This window comes from Clostridium sp. 1001275B_160808_H3 (assembly GCF_015550425.1).
GTDB lineage: Bacteria > Bacillota > Clostridia > Clostridiales > Clostridiaceae > Clostridium.
The window spans coordinates 1-20,101 of record NZ_JADNAT010000038.1 but is presented as its reverse complement, the minus strand read 5'-3'; the positions used below and the strand labels follow the sequence as shown (position 1 = coordinate 20,101).

Sequence of the window (20,101 nt, the reverse complement as noted above, 5' to 3'; positions counted from 1 at the left end):
TAACCAAGTTTAAACCACTTGTAAATGCTTATATATATGCTATTTTTTTAACTCAACATCGCAATCAAGCCAACTCAAATTATAAATAAAAAAATATATAATATAACTTTTATTTATTATTTAAATTTTCAATAAATTCTTTCGATTCCTTTGCTATTCTTTCGTACTCAATATCATGAATGTAATGAGAACAATCTAAATAAATTAATTGACCCTTTTCAAGATTTCCTATAGTATTTTTGCTAAAACTTTTCCATTCATCTTCATTCCATCCAGTTCCTTGACCCTTAGATACAAAAGCTAATATCGGAATATTAGGAAATGTATTTTTAGATACTTTAATTGCACTTGATTTTATTTCTTTAGCTTCTGCAATCATTGTGTCTGTAGCAGTTCTTCTATAATAGATAGTTTTGTATAATACTTTTTCATCATCAGTCAATGTGCCATATTTTATAGCATCACTTTCTGATAATCCTGGTATTAATCTTGTAAGTCCAAGTTTAGCTGCAAAATTTCCTAATTTTATCATAGGTATATTAATTTTATATTCATTATAAGCATCTGGAACAGCCATATCTAATCCTACAATAGCTTTAATTTCACCTGGATATTTTTGTGCCCAATACAATGCTTCAATACCAGACATTGAATGTGGAAATAAAATAAATGGCCCTTTGATTTTAGCCTTAGCCAATGTCTCTCTTGTTTCATTTAATACAGTATCAATATCTCTATTAGTATCAACAACATCACTAAAACCATATCCTGCTTTTTCTACTACTACAATCTTATAATCATCACTTAATAATGAGTATAATGATTTAAAATCTAGAACTGGAGAGCTTGTACCTCCACCAGACATAAAGACTAATGGAATGTCGCCCTTTCCTTCACTATATACGTGTATTTTATGACCATTTAATTCTATCATACTTCCATTTGGAACAAATAATTTATCCTCTTTTGTTAATTTAATTTTATGATTTATGTAACTAATAATCATAAGTAAAAACACAACCACAACAAAAGCTTTAATTATATGCTTACTAATCTTAAATATGCTCTTCATTTATTCTCCTCATAATATGCACTTTTTAAATTAATACAACTACTCATAATATAAGAAATTTTTAAGTAAATAAAAATGATTATTCTTCTTATACACTTATTATATCTTCTTATCAAACACAAATATGCAAGTTTTTGCTTAATCCTCACTATATTCAGCTAATGAATTTTCTATCCAACTCTTTAACACTTTTTATCCTTATTAATTTATCTTCATAGCTTAATAGCATCTTTTCGTATTTATCTCTTTTTCTTTCAAAATCATTTGTCCATTTATACATATTTTTTAACATTTCAAATGTAGGATTATAATTGCATTTTTCTATTCCAAACCTTTGCTTTAAAAAACGTGTAATTATTCTTACCCTTCTGATATGTAATGGAGTATCTAGGAAGATAATTTTATCTGCCATATCAAATAAGCATTTTTGACTTTCTCTATAAGTTCCTTCAATTATCCAGTGACCTATTTTGTCAATTTCTAAAATTCTATTTAATTGCTCAGAATCTGAACGTTTATATCTCTCTTCCCAATCGTCTCCCCATGCTATGCTATCACCTTCATAACATTGGATATTGTATTTTAATGATAATTCCCTTGAAAGTGTTGTTTTTCCACTTGCAACTATACCAAAAATTAATATTTTCATATGTTCTCCAATCACACTAAATACAAATATATAGCTTATAAAATAAGTAACCCATTTTCATCGTACTTAAAATTAGGTCCCCATGCAACTTCCCAATAATAACCATCAAGATCAGCAAAATACGCATGATATCCACCCCAAAATACATCTTGAGGCTCTTTAGCTATAGTCGCTCCAGCACTCCTAGCTAGCTCAATAACTTTATCAACTTCTTCTTTAAATTCTACATTATATGCTAATGTAACACCTGCAAATCCACTATTTATTTTAGGAGGATTCTCTTCATTTATATCCTCAGCTAATAAATCTAAAGGGTAAAGCTCAAATTTTGTTCCTGATGTATCAAAGAATACTACTTTTGGATTATTTTCCTTTTCATCAGTTTTAAATCCAAGCCCATCTCTATAGAACTTTATCGATCTTTCCATACTTCTTACCCCTAAACAAATACATGTAATTTTATTCATTCTTAACTCTCCTTTTACACAATATTATTTATAATTTCACTTCATTACAGCTTATTCAAAGTTAAATTTACATAACAAGTTTTAAAATTAAAAATAATTATAGTTTATCTATTAAAGTATTCCATGTAAGTTCTAGAACTCCTGTCATATTCTTGGTCTCATTTGAAACATAAGTTACAACTGCATTCTTATCTGGCAAAATCACTACATAATTACCATATAACCCATCCATACGATAAGAGCCATTATATGAATTCATCCACATTTGATAGCCATATCCTTGATGATGATCTGCAGTAGCAAACTTTTCATCAAAATCTTCTGTTTTAATTTGAACAGATGTAGCCTCTTCTATATAACTTGAAGGAATAAGTTGCTTACCATTCAAAACTCCTTTATCAAGTATTAGTTGTCCAAATCTAGACAACTCATCAGCTGTTAAATATAAGCCAGAAAATCCTTGTGAAATTCCTTTTGGGCATGTATCCCATTTAGGTTTTGGTATTTCTAAATATTTAAATACCTTTTCATTTAAGTATTCATCTAAGTTACTTCCTATTGTAAGGCTTATAATCTTTGAGAGCATGTAGGTTGCTGAATTATCATATAAAAAATGAGTACCTGGTCTAAATACAATAGGTTCATTAAAAAATAATTTAGAGATATCCCATTCCTTACCACTACTCCAATCAGCCTTCATTACAGGACACTCTGCATGACCACTTCCCATGCAAAGTAAATCATGAATAGTAATTTCTTTTAAATATTGATTCATAGACATATCTTTGATGTCAGGGAAAAAATCTATAACATGATCTGTAGTATTAAAATATCCTTCACTAATTGCTATTCCTACTGCTATTGATGTAAATGTTTTACTTACAGAATATAAAAGAGTCGGTTTTTCTTCTTCAAAATCATATTTTGCAATTATATTACTATTTTGTCTAACAACAACATTAAGTACATGAAGATTTTGTTCTTTTACTGACAATATTAAATCTTTTAATATTTCATTATTCATTGTAAGCCTCTCCATTCATAATATATTTTTATTCATTCTATTTGCACATAACATAAATCTTTTGTTTCATTAACAAGTTCCTCAAGTATTCCTACTCCTCTTCTTGTATTACTTTCATCAGAAGAAATTAAAGTAATAACCTCATCTATTCTTTTCTTATAATCTTGTGGTTTAACTTTAAAAGTATCTATTCATTTAGCCTTATGCTATTTTTAGTTTTTTTCATTAATATACTAATAATTACGTAATACATAAAGATAACCATTCCAACAATTGAACTAAACCATTTCACATAATCATAATATCCTATAATGCAAAGCAACACAGTTAATACAATTAACGCTCCAAAACCACTTCGTTGTATAAATTTTTTCTTACTAACAATTCCCATTCCTACAATACCTAACAATATTGTAATTGGAATATGTATCATCCAAATCATGCCTGCCACCTTTGAATGTATAACTAATAACAGTAATAATTCAATCCCTAATGGAATAAATGCTAATATTTTTAATAAAGATTTCATCTTATTCCTCCTTCCTTCTTTTTTCACTTGACTAGCTTGACTATACTATTACGAGTTAATTACAAAATATTTTGTAAATACCGTACTTTTTCATCATCTACATTATCACTACAATATTTTATATAATCATTACTAAATACAGGATTAAATTCACGAATATTAATAATGATTCGCTTTTTTAGGTTGTAGATAATTCAATTATATTATAAAAATTTCCTTCATAAGTTACTATACATTTCTCTTTTATACTAATAAGATAACAGCTATTCTACTATTACCCTAAATATAGTTGATGTATAATTCCCTTCTCTCCAATATCCATTAACTTCATAAATATATTCTCCTTTTTGATCTGGTAAGGTTATATTATTTACTGTTTTTGAAGAATCAAATTTTATAGTCTTAGCATTCATAGAATCGCCAACAACCCATGACCTTAAAATTATTTCAGGAGGAGCTGACTTAAAAGTAACTTCAACTTCGCTATTAGGATTTGCAGAAAACCTTGAAATTTCCATTCCAGCATCATATGATGGACCTACTAAATAACTACTTCCTGCTTTTTGTCCTTTTGGTAAACTTCCAGACCATGCATGTTCTCCAATACTTGTAGGAACAGTTTTCCCATTGTATTTTATGGTTACAGATGGCTTTTTCATAGGTATATCACTTGTTATTTTTGCATAAGCATAGCTAGATATTATCCATACTATAAATATACAAATAAATAATTTTACTAAGAAGTTTCTACTTTTTAAATTCAATATGATAACATCTTTTTTTAATTTTAAGAGTTATCGATTAAAAATATTTTTATTAATAAATAACTTAATTTAAAATTTATTTTAATAAATAATAATTCTTTATTAATTATTAATATGATATAATATACATAATATATTTTATATAAAGGAGGATAATAAAAATGAAATATTTTATTATTGAAGGTAAATTAAACAGTTCCATTGAAATAGATGAAAGTGTTATGAATGCACATATAGCTTATTCTCAAAAAGCAATAGAAAAAGGTGTAACTCTAATAACAGGACTTAAAGAAGATATGAGTGGTGGAATTTTAATTATGAAAGCTAATTCACTTGAGGAAATAGAAAATTACTTAAATTCTGATCCACTTAAAATTGCTGGTTCTCAAGAATATCGTATTCTAGAATTTACACCTCATTATACTCTTCCTCAAACTAATGAATGGTTTGATAGATAATTTTCTTATAAATATAAATAAACAACTGAGAATACTAAGATATTAGTACATTTTTAAGGAAACCTAAGGATTTCCTTAAAAATGTTCATGATTTACAAGTATTATTAATTAAATTACTAAACATTTATATTTATTATTAATCATGACTATCCATATCTATATCAAATATATATATATTTGATTCACCATCATCATATAATTTCTCTATCTTATTTATATAATTGCTACCTAATCCATTTAAATACCTATCAATAGGTAACCTCTTCATTCTCTAATACATAATATAAAACTATAAACTTCTTTCAAAAAATCTAAGTTTCTTCTCCAAAAAAGAAATCTATCAATTAAAATTATATATATTTTACATTTTAAGTTAATTATAGCATATTTCGTAAGCACATTGTTGATTGATTTCCATTATAATTCTTAAATATTAATTATATTTTGTTATATATTCTTAGTTTTTCGTCTACTTCTCACTTTAATCAACTAACAAGTAAGATAGAGCTTATCTAGTTTGCTTTGAAATTTCGTTTTCTATGAAATCTTTAGAAATATACATTGATTTTATGATAGGTACGAATCGCCTATATTGAGTAGTTCCTTTGTCATACTTGCTTTGAGCTTTTTCTGTTTTATTTATAATCGAAATCACGGGTGGTAATGCTTTTTCTAAATCAAACAAAGTGTATTGATCCTTATTACAATCATCTTCTATCAAAGCCTTTGAAATACATAATGCCTTAATTCTATTGGTTAAAAGAGAATGCTGGGACGTACCTTCTGCAAATTTTAACTGCATCTTCTTACAATTACTGATAGTAGAAGATATGAACTTTAAAGCATCCTCTAATTCCTTTTGTAAATAAATTTCCATATATTACTTCACCTCAAATTCTAACTTATATAATTTTAAGTTAATACTATTATAAATAGATTATAACATAATTTAAAATACCTTTTTTATTCAACAAAAAACAAATCTTCTGAACTGGTTCATAATAATTTGAAATCACTCATTATAGTTTAATTGAACACAAAAAATACCGTATATTTTTTTAGAATAGTACGGTATTCTAATGCTTTACTAATATATTTATAATCATGATATTCTAAAATACATTTCTGGTGTATCTTCATTAATAGTTTTAAATTCATATCCTTGATCTTTATAATAATCTATTATATTAGTGAGTGCCTCGCAAGTATTTTTATTCATATCTGTACAATGCATAAGTAAATTTATAGTTTTCAAATCTTTACTTCCTTTAATTGCATTCCTATATAGTGCATCTTTCGATTGTTTTGGATTTAAACCATCAGAGTTGTCTAGATTCCAATCATAAACTTTAAGATTATTTTCATGTAATCTATTTAAAAGATTTTTATTTAAATGTTTGTAACTACCTCCTGGAAATCTAATTATATTAGGTGAAACACCTACTACCCTATTTATCTCATTTCTACAATCAATCATTTCTTTCATAAATCTATCTTCATTACAATAAATACAATTATATTTATGAGTAAATGTATGTAACCCTATGCTATGTCCTTCATCATTCATTCTTTTTAATACATCTTCCCTATCCTGAATTTGATTACCAATTACGAAAAATGTTGCTTTTACCTCTTTTTCTTCTAATACATCTAAAATTTTGCCTGTAACTGTATAACTAGGTCCATCATCAAAAGTTAGATATATAACCTTCTTTTTATTACTAACATCATTTTCATTTACTTCACTTTCTTCTATTAATGAATTTACAGAGATACTTCTCATATCTATTTTAAACATAAAGCTTAAAATAACTGCACTTACTAAGATAGCTAGAAAAATCTTTACTTTATATCTCATATTCATTTTCTCCTTTTTGATTTATTAATTAGTCTATTATAAGACTCATTATATTTTATAATTTACTCTTTCACACTTTTTATTTATGGTAATTTAAAACATCACTGGCAGTTGTTCATTTTTTTAAGTCTTTCAGATAATCATTTTTATACTAAGTGCATAATCTATATAGTCCATTTATAACGTGTTTAATTTATAAATAGAAAATACCGTATATTCATTTTTGAATATACGGTATTTGTATAAATACTACTTTTATATAGATTTTTATTAACTAATTATATCCTTTAAATGGCTTTTGCTCTGCATAGTATGGAGATATATTGCCATCTATATTAGTAACTTCTTTTCCCTCTTCTGAAAGACCAATTATATCAAAATCTGAACCCTCAAATTTATCCATATAAACAAGCCATATTCTTGTACCATTTGCATTAATTATTTTTGCTTCATCTTCTATATTTCTTTTTTTCTCAATAATTTTGACTTTACTTATATCAGGGTTCCCAATTAATCCAAAATATATTGGAATTTCAGTCTTTTTTATAGATGGAAAATAATTGTATGATAAACCAAGTTTTTCTGATGTAAATTTTATATCTCCTTGCACACCACTGTAAACTGTTTTGTACCCACTAATTCCTTTACTTACAATCGCAGTATATAATGTATTACCATCAGAAGTATAGCTAAATACTATACTACCTTTATCATTTTTTTCTTCATGAATGATACTTACTTGTTTTGAGCCTAATACATTTATTGCTTCTTCTATTGTTTTTGCACCACTGTTAAACTTAATAAATAAAAATAAAGAAACAACTATTAATATAAATGCAATCAAAATTACCTTCTTTTTCATAAGTCTCCTTTCAAACATCAATCTATAACCTTATAAAGTAATCATCTTCTTTAACAATATCTTCTGAATCCTCCTTAGATGCGCCTATTGAAATTAAATACTTATAAATTAGAGATAAGCTATTTTTCACTAAATCATATACAGCATCCCTAATTTTCCTTTCTCCCCTTACAAGTTATCTTTTATGGTACCATGTCTATATAACTTTTTTCTTTGTAGTTATATCTTCTCCATTATCCATAATCTTTCTGTTTATGACACCAGTAATGAATGGCATAATATAAATAAATACTAATTTTCTTTTATTAATTGAGTAGATTAATAGCAATAATGTAAATAAATTTATTACTATTGCTGACATTACTGGATTTTTATATAGTATTTTATTCATAAATTTATCTCCATATAAGAATTATCTTCTTGCCTTTCCAGATATATAATCTATACTAAGCTTTATTACTTTAGTTTTAGCACTAGCGTTTTTGATGTATCCTTTACCCTTTTCAATATAATCTTTTGAGTATTTATTAATTAATTCTAAAAAAGCTTCATTCTTTTCATCTTGAAAAAGTTCTTTTGCTCTTCCAAATATTATTACACTTTCATATTTGGTGCTAAACTTATCTGGTAATACATCTGTTTGTCCAACTACACAAAATGATACTTTATCATTATTCTTTATATTTTCCAATTTATGTCCTTCTACTGCGCTATGAAAATATATTGCATTATTTGCATAAACATAACTTAATGGAACTCCATATGGATATCCATTTTCATCTACTGTAGATAAAATTCCATATTCGCATTTTTTTAATATATCTATTGCTTCTGAAGTTTCAATTTTTCTATCTTTTCTTCTTATTTCTTTAAACATATTTATTCCTCCATAACCACATTCAATTTATGTAAATAGAATCTAGTCAAATAATGTTTTCCACTTTGAACTTCTATATGCTTCAAAGCACATTTTGATTTGCTCTTCGTTATTTTTTTCTGTTGCTAATAATGGTAAGTTATCTAATGAAAAATAATCACTTTTTATTGTTTCAATATTTTCCTTAAATTCTCCATCTATTAAAGAACATAATACAAAAACTTTGCACACTTTATATGCATATACAGGTAAATTATGCTTTTCTCTATCTTGAACAGCAATTATCGTATCTGCTGTAACATTTAAACCTGCCTCTTCCTTGACTTCTTTTATTGTATTTTCCTTTACTGATAGATCTACATCTACCCAACCACCTGGCAATGACCAAGTACCATTGTTTTCTTGAACTAATAAAATTTTATTATCTTTAAATATTGCTGCTCTTGTATCTAATTTAGGAGTTTGATATCCAATTTCATTACAAAACAAGTCCTTTACTTTTTCTAAAGGTATATCTGATTGTAAACTTATCATTTCTGCTGAAATTTCTCGAATTCTTTCAAAACGTTCTATATCAAACTTATCTTTACTATAATAAAGACCTCCTTGTGCAATACTTTGTAATTCAATAGCCCAATCTAATATCTTATTATTCATTTTTATTCCTCAACCTCTTTATAAATTTATATTTGTTAATTATCTTTAAATTCCTTACATAATATAAATATTTATTTAATATATATCTAAATAAAGGATGTGTATTTTAAGTGAAGAAAATCTATAAAACCATTATAATATCAATAATACTTTTAACTATATGCACAACATTAGGATATGTATATTCATATATAAGAAAAGAAAGTTCTATATCCAAATTAAGTAAACTAGATAATCTAGAAACCACTAAATCCATTGATGAAAATAATGATGCATCAAATGCAACTCTATTAGATACTATTAAAGATGTAACTAGTGATAATTTATCTACGCCTTTTTCATCTGATATAGTTATATATAATAGTCATCCAGACGAAAATTATGAATCTGGTATTAAAGTAACTGATTTAGGCGCTTTAATTAATCATGAACTTAATACTGAAGGCTTAAACAGTAGTTTTATTAGCTCCCAATCAAATATAGAGTATATAAGTTCATATAAAATTTCAAATGAATCTATAACTGAAAATGTACCTGGATATGAAAACACAATCCTTTTAGATATTCATAGAAGTAGTAGTGATTCTTTTGAATCTGATTCTAAAATGATTACTTTTGTCCTTGCAAAAGATAATCCACATTTTGAAGAAAATAATAAATTTGCAGAACAACTAGTAAATGAAATTTTAAAATCTGATAAAGTAAAAGCATCAATATATTATTATGATATTACTACTGAATATTTAAGACGTAATCAAGAATTATCTAACAATTCAGTACTAGTGGAAATAGGCACTGATAAATCAAATGATAATTTTATTCAAGAATGTGTAGATGTACTTGTAGGCTCATTAAAAAATATTAAAAATTCTTAATTTAATTATACTTATAGGCTTACTGCTATCTTATATGTAGTAAGCCATTACCTTTTTCAATAATAATTTATTATATATTTCCATAAAGTTCTAGATATATTTTAGCATTTCCTCTACATCACATCCATTTAATGAGTACCACGTAATTCTTTCCCATATATCACCTATATTATAACTTTAAACACTTTTGCACTAAAAAAATCCTCTAAGCAATCATAATTATAAGCTTGCGATCCATCCTCAACCAATCCATACCAATAAATTTCTTTATTGTTATCCTTGTTTGAAGTTTTACCTAACCAACAATCTTGATATTCTATATCATCATCAATACAAAAATTCATTTCAATACACGTATTATTCTCTAATACATTTACATTAAGAATTCTTATTAAATCCGTTAATTTAATTTTCATCAGACTGTCTCCTTTACTAAATTTAAGATTCTTTTATTCCAAAACCTATCCATCTACCATCAATATCCTCAATAACAAATTCTTTATTATGATAATCAGTCTTTGATAATTGACGAACAACTTTAGCTCCTGATTTTTTAAATTCCTCTTGTAAGATTGCTTGATTATCTGTTATAAAATACGCATCATAACCATATCCATATAACTTTCTATTTGGAATCACTTCTTGTCCATTTGACTTTGTTAAAATAATTTCAGTATAATCGCGATACAAGCAAATATGCGGCTCATTTACATCAAGATATTCTTTCACTGTGAATCCTAATACTTCTTTATAATAAGCTGCTGTCCTTTTTATATCAGGCGTTGGGAAAACACAATGTGACATATATAAAATTTCTTTCATGATATCAACTCCTATATGAAAATACTAATCCAAGCTGCTCTATAATAAATATATTCTAAAGTCATTTTATAATATTATCATCTTGCAGCACTTGTCCATAATTTCATTAACTAAATCTTCATCAATATTTTTAATTGATATTAATGGTTTTGGTTCAAAGTAACTATCATTAATACTCTTTTCATACCAAGTAACATCATGCCACTTTACAAATTTATATCCAGTATTATGATAAACTCCTAGCTTCTTAAATCCAAAATACTCATGTAACTTCTCACTATTCAAATTATTAGAAGTAACTCCTCCATAAAGATTTTTGATATTTTGTAGTTTAGATATTTCAATTAAAGCTGTATAAAAAGCTTTTCCAAGCCCATAACCTATATATTCATTATCAATATAAACAGATAATTCAACATTCCACATATAAGCTGCTCTTTCCTTCTGTCTATATGAATACGCATATCCAATTATTTTTTCATTTAAAGTACAAACTAAATAAGGATAATCTTTGGATATCTTTCTAATACGATCTTTGAATTCATCAACTGTTGGTACTTCATATTCAAAAGTTATTACTGTATTCTTTATGTATGGTGTATATATTTCTAATATTTCTTCTGCATCATTTTCATTAGCCATTCTTATTTTTATATCCATTATGTCCTCCTAATGATCTAATAATTTATTTTTCCTCCTCACTTTTTTTATCTATTATTTCCTTTATTTGAATATTTAATTTTTTCACTTCATTTTTAAGTCTTTTTTGAATAATCAATACTCTGAATATAAATATTACTAAAACTATTGGTATAACTAGTTCTAGTAAAGTAACTAACCATTTCATACCTATTCCCCCCTTAATAGTTTTTCTATTGTAATTTTTAAAATTCAATTTTTTATCTATTCTTTATCTAAATATATAAATATTACACTTCTTTTGATAATTATACCACAATTTGGAATATATTATGTATTCCATTTATTTTATTTTTTATTATCATTTACGAGTATATTTTTTAAGAGTTAATTTTAAGAACTTCATATAGGTTACATCATTAAAACAAATATTATAAATTTAAATAAAGTATCATTTATAATTTAATAAAATATCTGAAACTATACTAAAAGTACTATTACTTAATATTAATCTCAAAGGGACTCGCGAAACGCGAGGTCCTTTGAGATTTAGATATCTCTCATGTTAAAGTTAATCTGATCTTGTTAGTTCAATTAAAACTATATTTGAATCATTTAAATACATCTCATGTTAATGTTAATCACAATATCAAAATCTGTATTATTAACAAGTTTCTTATTTAAATACATCTCATGTTAATGTTAATCGTTTTAGTTAATCTATCTAATGTCATTTCAACCCTATTTAAATACATCCATGTTAATGTTAATCTACTTTAGCTTTACTATCTGCTAGCAAATTAACATTATTCAAATACATCTAAGGTTAATTTGAATTTAAGTGTTTCTTAAATTATATATTTTAGCAAAATCCATGTAAATACTAGAATTAATAAGACTTTTACCATCCGTATTAAAAGTGAATGAAATTTATTTATATACCATCCTTAATTATAAATATTTAATATTTGTTATTAAACTCTATCTCTATATAAGTTATAACATATTTTGTAAAACTACATTCTATTAATTCTATATGGAATAAACATAATATTTATTATATAATATATTTAAAGTAAATATTTGTAATAAGGTGTTGCAAATGAAATTTTCTAAATTAATCGCACTATGTACATTAAGTATATTTTTAATTGGTTGCAATAAAGTTCAACTTAAAAGTAAATCTGAAGATAACGATTCAATTATAACTGAAGATACTAATGAAGAAACTAATAATACTACTTTGAATAACATTATAGAAGATAAAAATAAAATTGAAATTCCTGATAACAGTAAAAATGTTGATAATCCTGAATTAAGAAATTACACCTTTGTAGATAAATACATACAAGGAATAAATTTAATTAAGGAATTTTGTAAAATTAACTCTTTAGATTTGAAGTATGTTGAGCCTATTCAAGATAGAATCGGTAGATTTGATGCAGAGCATGGTGTAAATCTGTTAGAAATTTTATCCTCAAAAGGTTCAGAAACTGTTAATTATTTTACGGAAGATGATGTCTTAAACGTCAATATAAGTATTGACATAACACAAATAGACCAAAACTTAAGAACTCCTGAAAACAATACCTTTTCTCATATAATATATAAAGCTTCAATAGAAAATATAGATGAGCAATTTAATTTTAAGAATTCGAAATTAAATGAATTTAGAAATAATTTAGTTGGAATTAATAATTTAGATTATGAAAAAATAAATAGTTATATAAATGATATGAGTTCTAAGAAAAATAAAGACTATATGGTGTTCTTTAATAAAATTGATGACGATAGATATGAAGTTATTAGAATAGAAAATAATAATTGCTATTATCGGCTTGTTTACGATCCTAATCTTTAGCATTTTCCTTATAATAAAAAGTTTGATTTTGTAACTTTAATATTGTTTATAATAAAAAGCTTGATAACTTCCATAATAAGCTATCAAGCTTTTTATTTTATTCAATGTATTTTTACTCTTAATTTTATAATAATTGATTAACTAACTTATCTTTTAATTATATAATAGTATTATTACGATTATAGTTATCATAAATTGTAGCACTGTGACTACAAATATAAATTTAACATACTTATTTACCGACTTAATTTTAATAGTGTTAATAAACTTTATTAAAAGACATACCATCATTGATATAAAAAATTCTTGCGGATAATACTTTTTATTAATTTTAAGTTCATTTCTCCATTAAGCCATCTTTTATTCTAATAATTCTAATATCTTTTTTACGATATCAACAGAATTTTTAGATGCAATTGAACAATTAGATTCAAAAACATCTACCCCACTTTCATCCTCAGTATCTGTTATTGACCTAATTGCTATAAAAGGAATTTCATTTACATAACAAACATGAGCAATACTTGCTGTTTCCATATCTACACAAAGTGGATTAAATTTTGATATTATTTCACTTCGTCCTTTATTATCTATAAATGCTTCACCAGTTACTATTTTCCCAAATAGTATATTTTGACTATAAGCATTTTCATTCACTATTATCCTACATAACGATAATAACTTTTTATCACTTTCAAAATATATTGTCTTCATCCATGGATGATACTCTGTTAAAATCTCTTCTGCAACATCATGGTATGCTACTTCTGTTGAAATAACTGTATCTCCAATATTTAAGTTTTTATCTATTGCCCCTGCTACTCCCGTTACAATAATATGATTCACTTGAAACTTGTCTATTAAAATTTGAGCTGCAATTGCTGCATTAACTTTACAAACACCACAATATAATACAACAATATCTATATTCTCATATTTACCGATATAAAACTTTAGCATTGCATGTTCTTCTAATTTCTCGGTTGAAAGTTCATCAATAAAAGGTTTTATTTCATCTTCTGAAGGGCCTATAATTCCTATTTTCATAAATTCATCTCCCATTTCACCATTTATTTCTGTTATCCTATTAATAAACCATTCTAAAATTAACAATATCTATCGTAAATATATTTCTACAAATTCTTTTCATGTCCTTTATACATTTTAATAATTTATTAGGATATATTATTAATATATCTAGGTTATTACTCTAATAGATAGATTCTTCAGCAATTAATGGACGAATAAAAACTTTCTGAAAAACGGTATTTTCATAAATTAATTTATCAGCAATAGAAATACTTATTAAAAAAGTTAAAAATACAAAAATTATATACCCAATTTTATATAAATTAGATACTTTAAGTAATGTTTTACAATTGATACACTCATATGGTTTGTGTTGAAATATATCTATTTCATCAATCATTACAGATTTGCATGCAGGACATTTCATTTTAAATATTTTCTTAAACATTTTTTGTTACCTAATCAAAATTAAAATAATTAATTATTTCTTTTAAGAATCTTCTTCTCTTATTCCTATTTCTATTTTACCGTAAATTTCATAATACTATAATCTTTTGTAAACATCTTATAATTAAAACAATAATTGCCCTAATCTTACGTATATGAGGAAAAAGGCAAAACTAAATATATGAAAAATAAAGTTAATAACTTAACTTATACATCATTATCACTTCTATCCTTATAATTAATTAAAAGACATAATAAAAATCCCAAGTACATAAATACTTGAGATTTTCATATCTATTGTAGCTCGAAAGCTCCTGTATAAAGTTGATAGTATTTTCCTTTTTGCTCTATTAAATCATCATGATTTCCACGTTCTATTATTCTTCCTTGCTCAAGAACCATAATTACATCTGAGTTCTTAACTGTAGAAAGTCTATGAGCAATAACAAATACTGTTCTACCATGCATAAGTTTATCCATACCTTCTTGAACTATTGCTTCAGTTCTTGTATCTATACTTGATGTTGCTTCATCTAGTATTAATACTGGAGGATCTGCAATGGCAGCTCTAGCAATTGCTAATAGTTGTCTTTGTCCTTGTGATAAATTAGCTCCATCACCTGTTATCATTGTATCGTAACCTTGTGGTAAATGCTTAATAAATGTATCTGCATTTGCTAGTTTTGCAGCCGCAAATACTTCTTCATCAGTTGCATCTAGCTTACCATATCTAATGTTATCTGCTATTGTTCCTGTAAATAGATGAGTATCTTGAAGAACTATTCCTAGTGATCTTCTTAAATCATCTTTTTTAATTTTATTAATATTGATTCCATCGTATCTGATTTTACCATCTTGAATATCATAGAATCTATTAATTAAATTAGTTATTGTAGTTTTACCTGCACCTGTTGCTCCAACAAAAGCTACTTTTTGGCCTGGCTTTGCAAATAATTTTATATTATGAAGAATTATCTTCTTTTCATCATATCCAAAGTCTACATCATCAAATACCATATCTCCAAGCATTCTTGTGTAAGTTATTGTACCATCGCCATGAGGATGTTTCCAAGCCCATATTCCTGTACGTTCTTTAACTTCTTCTAATTCTCCATTTTCTTTTACTTTAGCATTAACTAATGTAACATATCCATCATCAGTTTCATGCTTTTCATCTAAAAGTTCAAATATTCTTTCTGCACCAGCTAGTGCCATAATTACTGCATTAAATTGTTGTGACATTTGTGATATTGGTTGATTTAGATTCCTTGTAAGTTGCAAGAATGATGCAAGAGCACCTAATGTAAATCCACCAACTCCTTTTATAGCTAAAATACCACCAACAATTGCTGTAAGAACATAGTTTATATAACCTAAGTTACCCATAATAGGCATTAAGATATTTGCAAAAGTATTAGCTTTATATGCGCTATCACATAAATTTTCATTTAATTTATCAAAATCAATTTTTGATTCATCTTCATGACAAAAGACTTTAACTACTTTTTGTCCTTCCATCATTTCTTCGATAAATCCATTAACTTTTCCTAAATCTCTTTGTTGCTTTCCAAAGTAAAGTGAACTTTTTCCACCAATTACTTTTATAACTCTAAACATTATAAAAATCATTACTAGTGCAACTATAGTAAGTGGAAGACTTAGAACTATCATTGATATAAATACACTAACTACTGTTATTACAGATGATACTAATTGTGGTAAGCTTTGGCTTATCATTTGTCTTAATGTATCTGTATCATTAGTATATAAGCTCATTACTTCTCCATGAGGATGAGTATCAAAGTACTTTATTGGTAAACCTTCCATATGCTCAAACATGTCATCTCTAATCTTTTTAAGACTTCCTTGAGCAACAACTACCATAATTCTGTTGTATAAATAGGTTGAAAATGTTCCTATATAATATATTACTGCCATCATTCCAATTGTCTTTAATAATGGTCCAAAGTTAGGATTTGATTGACCTAAAAATGGCGTTATATAATCATCTATTAAAGTTTTAAGAAATAATGTACTTGCTATAGTTGCAAGTGAACTAATTAATATACAAATTACAACAATTATAAATTGAAATTTATATTCTTTAAAGACATAACCCAAAAGTCTACTTAATGTCTTCATTGGATTTTTGCTTTTTCTTCCAACTGGCATTTTCCCTGGTGCTCCTGGGCCATGGCTTTTTGATCTTTGTCCATTATTTGGCTTCATCTTCACCAGCTCCTTTCACTTGACAATCATATACTTCTTTGTATATTTCATTTGTTTTTAATAACTCTTCGTGAGTTCCAATTCCATCGATTTTACCATCATTTAATACTATTATCTTATCTGCATCTTCAACTGAAGAAATACGTTGTGCAATAATTATTTTTGTAGTATCTGGAATTGATTCTTTAAATGATTTTCTAATTAATGCATCTGTTTTTGTATCAACTGCACTTGTTGAATCATCTAAAATTAATATTTTTGGTTTTTTAAGTAATGCTCTTGCAATACATAATCTTTGCTTTTGTCCACCTGATACATTTGTACCACCTTGTTCAATATAGGTATCATATTTATCAGGGAAGTTTTCTATAAACTCACTAGCTTGTGCTGCATTACACGCCTGTACAATTTCTGCATCAGTAGCATTTTTATTACCCCATCTTAGGTTTTCTTTTATAGTTCCTGAGAAAAGTACGTTCTTTTGAAGAACCATAGAAACTTCATTCCTTAATGTTTCAATATCATAATCTCTAACATCTACTCCACCAATCTTTAATGATCCACTTGTTACGTCATAAAGTCTTGGAATAAGTTGAACAAATGTTGATTTTGCACTTCCTGTTCCACCTATGATTCCAACAGTTTCACCTGATTTTATATTTAAGTTTATATTTTCTAAATTTAAATTATCTTCTTTTTTACTGTAACTAAAGTTAACATTATCAAATTCAATAGAACCATCCTTAACTTTATATATAGGATTTTCAGGATTTTTTAAATCACTTTCTTCTTCTAATACTTCAATAATTCTTTCTCCTGATGATTTTGCCATTGTAACCATAACAAATACCATTGACATCATCATAAGACTCATTAAAATATTACCAGCATATGTGAATAAACTCATAAGTTCTCCAGTTGTCATATTATTTGATACTATCATCTTTGCACCAAACCAAGAGAATAACAAGATAATTGTGTACATAGTAAATTGCATTATTGGTGCATTTAAAATTATTATCTTTTCTGCTTTTACAAACATATTATATAAATTTTGTGAAGCCTTATGGAACTTATTAGTTTCATGCTCTTCTCTTACATAAGCTTTAACAACACGAACACCTGTTAAATTTTCTTGAACACTAGCATTTAAATCATCATATTTTCTAAATACCTTTTTAAAAATAGGATGAGCATTTGAAATTACTAAAAATAAAGAAACACCAAGAAATATAATTGCACCTAAGAATATTAAAGACATCTTAGAATTAATATAGAAACTCATTACCATAGCTGCTACAAGCATAAATGGTGCCCTTACTAATGTTCTAATTATCATTAAATATGCATTTTGAACATTTGTTACGTCTGTTGTTAATCTCGTTACAAGTCCTGCTGTGGAATATTTATCTATATTTGAAAAAGAATAATCTTGTATTCTATAAAACATTCCTTTTCTCAAATTTTTAGCAAATCCTGTAGATGCTTTAGCACCAGTTTTTCCAGCTAAAGCCCCAAATGTTAGGGATATGAATGCCATAACTAACATGATTACTCCAAGTACAGTTACATACTTCATATTTCCCTTCTCTACCCCATTATCAATAATCATAGCCATTAATACAGGTATAATTACTTCAAGTATTACTTCAAAAGCAATAAAAACAGGAGTTAAAATTGAATCTTTTTTATACTCCCTAATATAACTAGCTAATTTTTTAATCATACTATTCCTCCTTTTGTTAGATTTCTAACCTTAGTATTAAAAAATCACTCTATTTTTATTAGCTTTCCACCATACCAACAAAATATAATATACATCTTACTTGAATCTTTACTCGATTAAATTTATTACTTTATCTAGTAAGAGAATTTAAATAAAATCTAATATTATAATCATTTAATTTGTTAGGCTTCTAACTAATTAACTAAAAAAAATTGCATTACTCTGCAATCTTCTTACTTAGCCTTTCTAATATATCATTAAACAATTCAAGCTCTTCTTCACTTAATGAATTATAAATTATAGATTCTACAGTTTCAATTTCTTTATATACAGATTTATGAACTTCAGCTCCCTTATCTGTTAATATAATCTTTTTTAACCTAGCATCTTCACAAACGCTTACTCTTTCGATTAATCCATTCTTTTCCATTAAAGAAAGTACACTTGTTACAGAAGAACGTCTAATATCAAATTCTTCTTCTATTGTTTTTTGAAATATGTCTCTCTTAGGTGCTTGATGAAATATATACCCTAGAATTTTTGCTTGCATAGTGCTTATCCCATATTCTAAGGATACTTTACCTATTCTTCTTTTAATTTTATGAGATAGTATATTGATTTTTCTTCCAATGTGTTTTATTTCACTCATTAATTACACCCACACTTTTGTTAGACTTCTAACTAATTATAAAACTATTTATAATTCTTGTCAATCTAGTGGTTTCGATTACACTAAATATTTAATTTTTATATTAATTTAATTAAATATTTATAAAACATCTATTGTAAAATAATGTAATTTGCATTTTGATTTCAAGGGTATCATATTTCGTTAGTCCCCTGATTTTTTTATATTGTAAATTTAAATACATCTCATGTTAATGTTAATCTGATCTTGTTAGTTCAATTAAAACTATATTTGAATCATTTAAATACATCTCATGTTAATGTTAATCTGATCTTGTTAGTTCAATTAAAACTATATTTGAATCATTTAAATACATCTCATGTTAATGTTAATCTGATCTTGTTAGTTCAATTAAAACTATATTTGAATCATTTAAATACATCTCATGTTAATGTTAATCTGATCTTGTTAGTTCAATTAAAACTATATTTGAATCATTTAAATACATCTCATGTTAATGTTAATCAAGAGTTAGTTCGCAATTCAGAAATAGAACTAAATCGCTAAAAGCGACGGCAGATGGCAGTGATTAAACTTAATTTTATATGGAAAAAATAAGAAGTGAAGT

At 26.1% G+C, this 20,101-nt stretch carries 25 protein-coding genes; 3 read left to right on the top strand and 22 right to left on the bottom strand.

The genetic code is table 11. The features are described 5' to 3' along the window. Positions 1–109 precede the first annotated feature (109 nt). The 6 genes from I2A75_RS17355 to I2A75_RS17330 form a co-directional block, all read right to left on the bottom strand. Positions 110–1,072, bottom strand: coding sequence for an alpha/beta hydrolase (locus I2A75_RS17355; protein ID WP_195266859.1), 963 nt, complete (start codon positions 1,070–1,072; stop codon positions 110–112). Positions 1,073–1,226: 154 nt separating this feature from the next. After that, the gene (locus tag I2A75_RS17350) at positions 1,227–1,721 is read right to left on the bottom strand and encodes an AAA family ATPase (protein WP_195266858.1); all 495 of its coding nucleotides are present in this window, start codon (positions 1,719–1,721) and stop codon (positions 1,227–1,229) included. A gap of 35 nt (positions 1,722–1,756) precedes the next feature. Continuing rightward, positions 1,757–2,188, bottom strand: coding sequence for a VOC family protein (locus I2A75_RS17345; RefSeq protein WP_195266857.1), 432 nt, complete (start codon positions 2,186–2,188; stop codon positions 1,757–1,759). A gap of 97 nt (positions 2,189–2,285) precedes the next feature. Beyond that, positions 2,286–3,212 carry a serine hydrolase gene (locus tag I2A75_RS17340; protein WP_195266856.1) on the bottom strand — a complete coding sequence of 309 codons (927 nt, stop codon included), beginning with the start codon at positions 3,210–3,212 and terminating at the stop codon, positions 2,286–2,288. 187 nt (positions 3,213–3,399) lie between these two features. After that, positions 3,400–3,741 (bottom strand): hypothetical protein, encoded by a 342-nt coding sequence (locus tag I2A75_RS17335; protein WP_195266855.1) that lies wholly within the window; start codon positions 3,739–3,741, stop codon positions 3,400–3,402. 263 nt (positions 3,742–4,004) lie between these two features. Continuing rightward, positions 4,005–4,505, bottom strand: a complete 501-nt coding sequence (locus I2A75_RS17330) for a hypothetical protein (RefSeq protein ID WP_195266854.1) — start codon at positions 4,503–4,505, stop codon at positions 4,005–4,007. Positions 4,506–4,666: 161 nt separating this feature from the next. Here I2A75_RS17330 and I2A75_RS17325 point away from each other — a divergent pair, with 161 nt between their 5' ends. Further along, entirely contained in the window at positions 4,667–4,963 is a 297-nt protein-coding gene (locus I2A75_RS17325; protein ID WP_195266853.1) for a YciI family protein, read from the top strand. A gap of 136 nt (positions 4,964–5,099) precedes the next feature. Here the strand turns inward: I2A75_RS17325 and I2A75_RS18150 are convergent, their stop codons facing one another. The 7 genes from I2A75_RS18150 to I2A75_RS17295 all read right to left on the bottom strand — a co-directional run bounded on the left by I2A75_RS18150 (position 5,100) and on the right by I2A75_RS17295 (position 9,217). Next, complete coding sequence (locus tag I2A75_RS18150; protein ID WP_279325044.1) at positions 5,100–5,231, bottom strand: hypothetical protein; 132 nt, start codon at positions 5,229–5,231, stop codon at positions 5,100–5,102. A 240-nt stretch (positions 5,232–5,471) separates the two neighbouring features. Beyond that, positions 5,472–5,840 carry a hypothetical protein gene (locus I2A75_RS17320; RefSeq protein ID WP_195266852.1) on the bottom strand — a complete coding sequence of 123 codons (369 nt, stop codon included), beginning with the start codon at positions 5,838–5,840 and terminating at the stop codon, positions 5,472–5,474. A 225-nt stretch (positions 5,841–6,065) separates the two neighbouring features. Further along, complete coding sequence (locus tag I2A75_RS17315; protein WP_195266851.1) at positions 6,066–6,821, bottom strand: polysaccharide deacetylase family protein; 756 nt, start codon at positions 6,819–6,821, stop codon at positions 6,066–6,068. 274 nt (positions 6,822–7,095) lie between these two features. Further along, a complete protein-coding gene (locus I2A75_RS17310; RefSeq protein WP_195266850.1) occupies positions 7,096–7,683 on the bottom strand; it encodes a hypothetical protein in 588 nt (195 codons plus the stop codon). A gap of 196 nt (positions 7,684–7,879) precedes the next feature. Beyond that, positions 7,880–8,074, bottom strand: coding sequence for a hypothetical protein (locus I2A75_RS17305; protein WP_195266849.1), 195 nt, complete (start codon positions 8,072–8,074; stop codon positions 7,880–7,882). A 21-nt stretch (positions 8,075–8,095) separates the two neighbouring features. Continuing rightward, complete coding sequence (locus tag I2A75_RS17300) at positions 8,096–8,560, bottom strand: pyridoxamine 5'-phosphate oxidase family protein (RefSeq protein ID WP_195266848.1); 465 nt, start codon at positions 8,558–8,560, stop codon at positions 8,096–8,098. Between the two features lie 42 nt (positions 8,561–8,602). Further along, the gene (locus I2A75_RS17295) at positions 8,603–9,217 is read right to left on the bottom strand and encodes an NUDIX hydrolase (protein WP_195266847.1); all 615 of its coding nucleotides are present in this window, start codon (positions 9,215–9,217) and stop codon (positions 8,603–8,605) included. 110 nt (positions 9,218–9,327) lie between these two features. Here I2A75_RS17295 and I2A75_RS17290 point away from each other — a divergent pair, with 110 nt between their 5' ends. Next, the gene (locus I2A75_RS17290) at positions 9,328–10,092 is read left to right on the top strand and encodes a stage II sporulation protein P (protein ID WP_195266846.1); all 765 of its coding nucleotides are present in this window, start codon (positions 9,328–9,330) and stop codon (positions 10,090–10,092) included. Between the two features lie 164 nt (positions 10,093–10,256). On the opposite strand, the gene I2A75_RS17285 is transcribed toward I2A75_RS17290, so the two are convergent. From I2A75_RS17285 to I2A75_RS17270, 4 genes are all read right to left on the bottom strand, one after another. Then, complete coding sequence (locus tag I2A75_RS17285; RefSeq protein WP_195266845.1) at positions 10,257–10,508, bottom strand: hypothetical protein; 252 nt, start codon at positions 10,506–10,508, stop codon at positions 10,257–10,259. Positions 10,509–10,530: 22 nt separating this feature from the next. Continuing rightward, positions 10,531–10,914 carry a VOC family protein gene (locus tag I2A75_RS17280; protein WP_195266844.1) on the bottom strand — a complete coding sequence of 128 codons (384 nt, stop codon included), beginning with the start codon at positions 10,912–10,914 and terminating at the stop codon, positions 10,531–10,533. Positions 10,915–10,980: 66 nt separating this feature from the next. Further along, positions 10,981–11,574, bottom strand: a complete 594-nt coding sequence (locus I2A75_RS17275; protein WP_195266843.1) for a GNAT family N-acetyltransferase — start codon at positions 11,572–11,574, stop codon at positions 10,981–10,983. 25 nt (positions 11,575–11,599) lie between these two features. Next, the gene (locus I2A75_RS17270) at positions 11,600–11,761 is read right to left on the bottom strand and encodes a hypothetical protein (RefSeq protein ID WP_195266842.1); all 162 of its coding nucleotides are present in this window, start codon (positions 11,759–11,761) and stop codon (positions 11,600–11,602) included. 894 nt (positions 11,762–12,655) lie between these two features. Between I2A75_RS17270 and I2A75_RS17265 the strand changes: the two genes are divergently transcribed. Continuing rightward, positions 12,656–13,414 (top strand): hypothetical protein, encoded by a 759-nt coding sequence (locus I2A75_RS17265; protein ID WP_195266841.1) that lies wholly within the window; start codon positions 12,656–12,658, stop codon positions 13,412–13,414. A 360-nt stretch (positions 13,415–13,774) separates the two neighbouring features. Here the strand turns inward: I2A75_RS17265 and I2A75_RS17260 are convergent, their stop codons facing one another. The 5 genes from I2A75_RS17260 to I2A75_RS17240 all read right to left on the bottom strand — a co-directional run bounded on the left by I2A75_RS17260 (position 13,775) and on the right by I2A75_RS17240 (position 19,494). Next, on the bottom strand, positions 13,775–14,461 hold the full coding sequence (locus I2A75_RS17260) for a 5'-methylthioadenosine/adenosylhomocysteine nucleosidase (protein WP_195266860.1): 687 nt from the start codon (positions 14,459–14,461) through the stop codon (positions 13,775–13,777). Between the two features lie 163 nt (positions 14,462–14,624). After that, the gene (locus I2A75_RS17255) at positions 14,625–14,891 is read right to left on the bottom strand and encodes a hypothetical protein (protein ID WP_195266840.1); all 267 of its coding nucleotides are present in this window, start codon (positions 14,889–14,891) and stop codon (positions 14,625–14,627) included. Between the two features lie 293 nt (positions 14,892–15,184). Next, positions 15,185–17,119 (bottom strand): ABC transporter ATP-binding protein, encoded by a 1,935-nt coding sequence (locus I2A75_RS17250; RefSeq protein ID WP_195266839.1) that lies wholly within the window; start codon positions 17,117–17,119, stop codon positions 15,185–15,187. Further along, the gene (locus tag I2A75_RS17245) at positions 17,106–18,845 is read right to left on the bottom strand and encodes an ABC transporter ATP-binding protein (RefSeq protein ID WP_195266838.1); all 1,740 of its coding nucleotides are present in this window, start codon (positions 18,843–18,845) and stop codon (positions 17,106–17,108) included. Before I2A75_RS17245 ends, I2A75_RS17250 begins: the two co-directional genes overlap by 14 nt. A gap of 217 nt (positions 18,846–19,062) precedes the next feature. Then, positions 19,063–19,494 (bottom strand): MarR family transcriptional regulator, encoded by a 432-nt coding sequence (locus tag I2A75_RS17240; RefSeq protein ID WP_195266837.1) that lies wholly within the window; start codon positions 19,492–19,494, stop codon positions 19,063–19,065. Positions 19,495–20,101 lie beyond the last annotated feature (607 nt).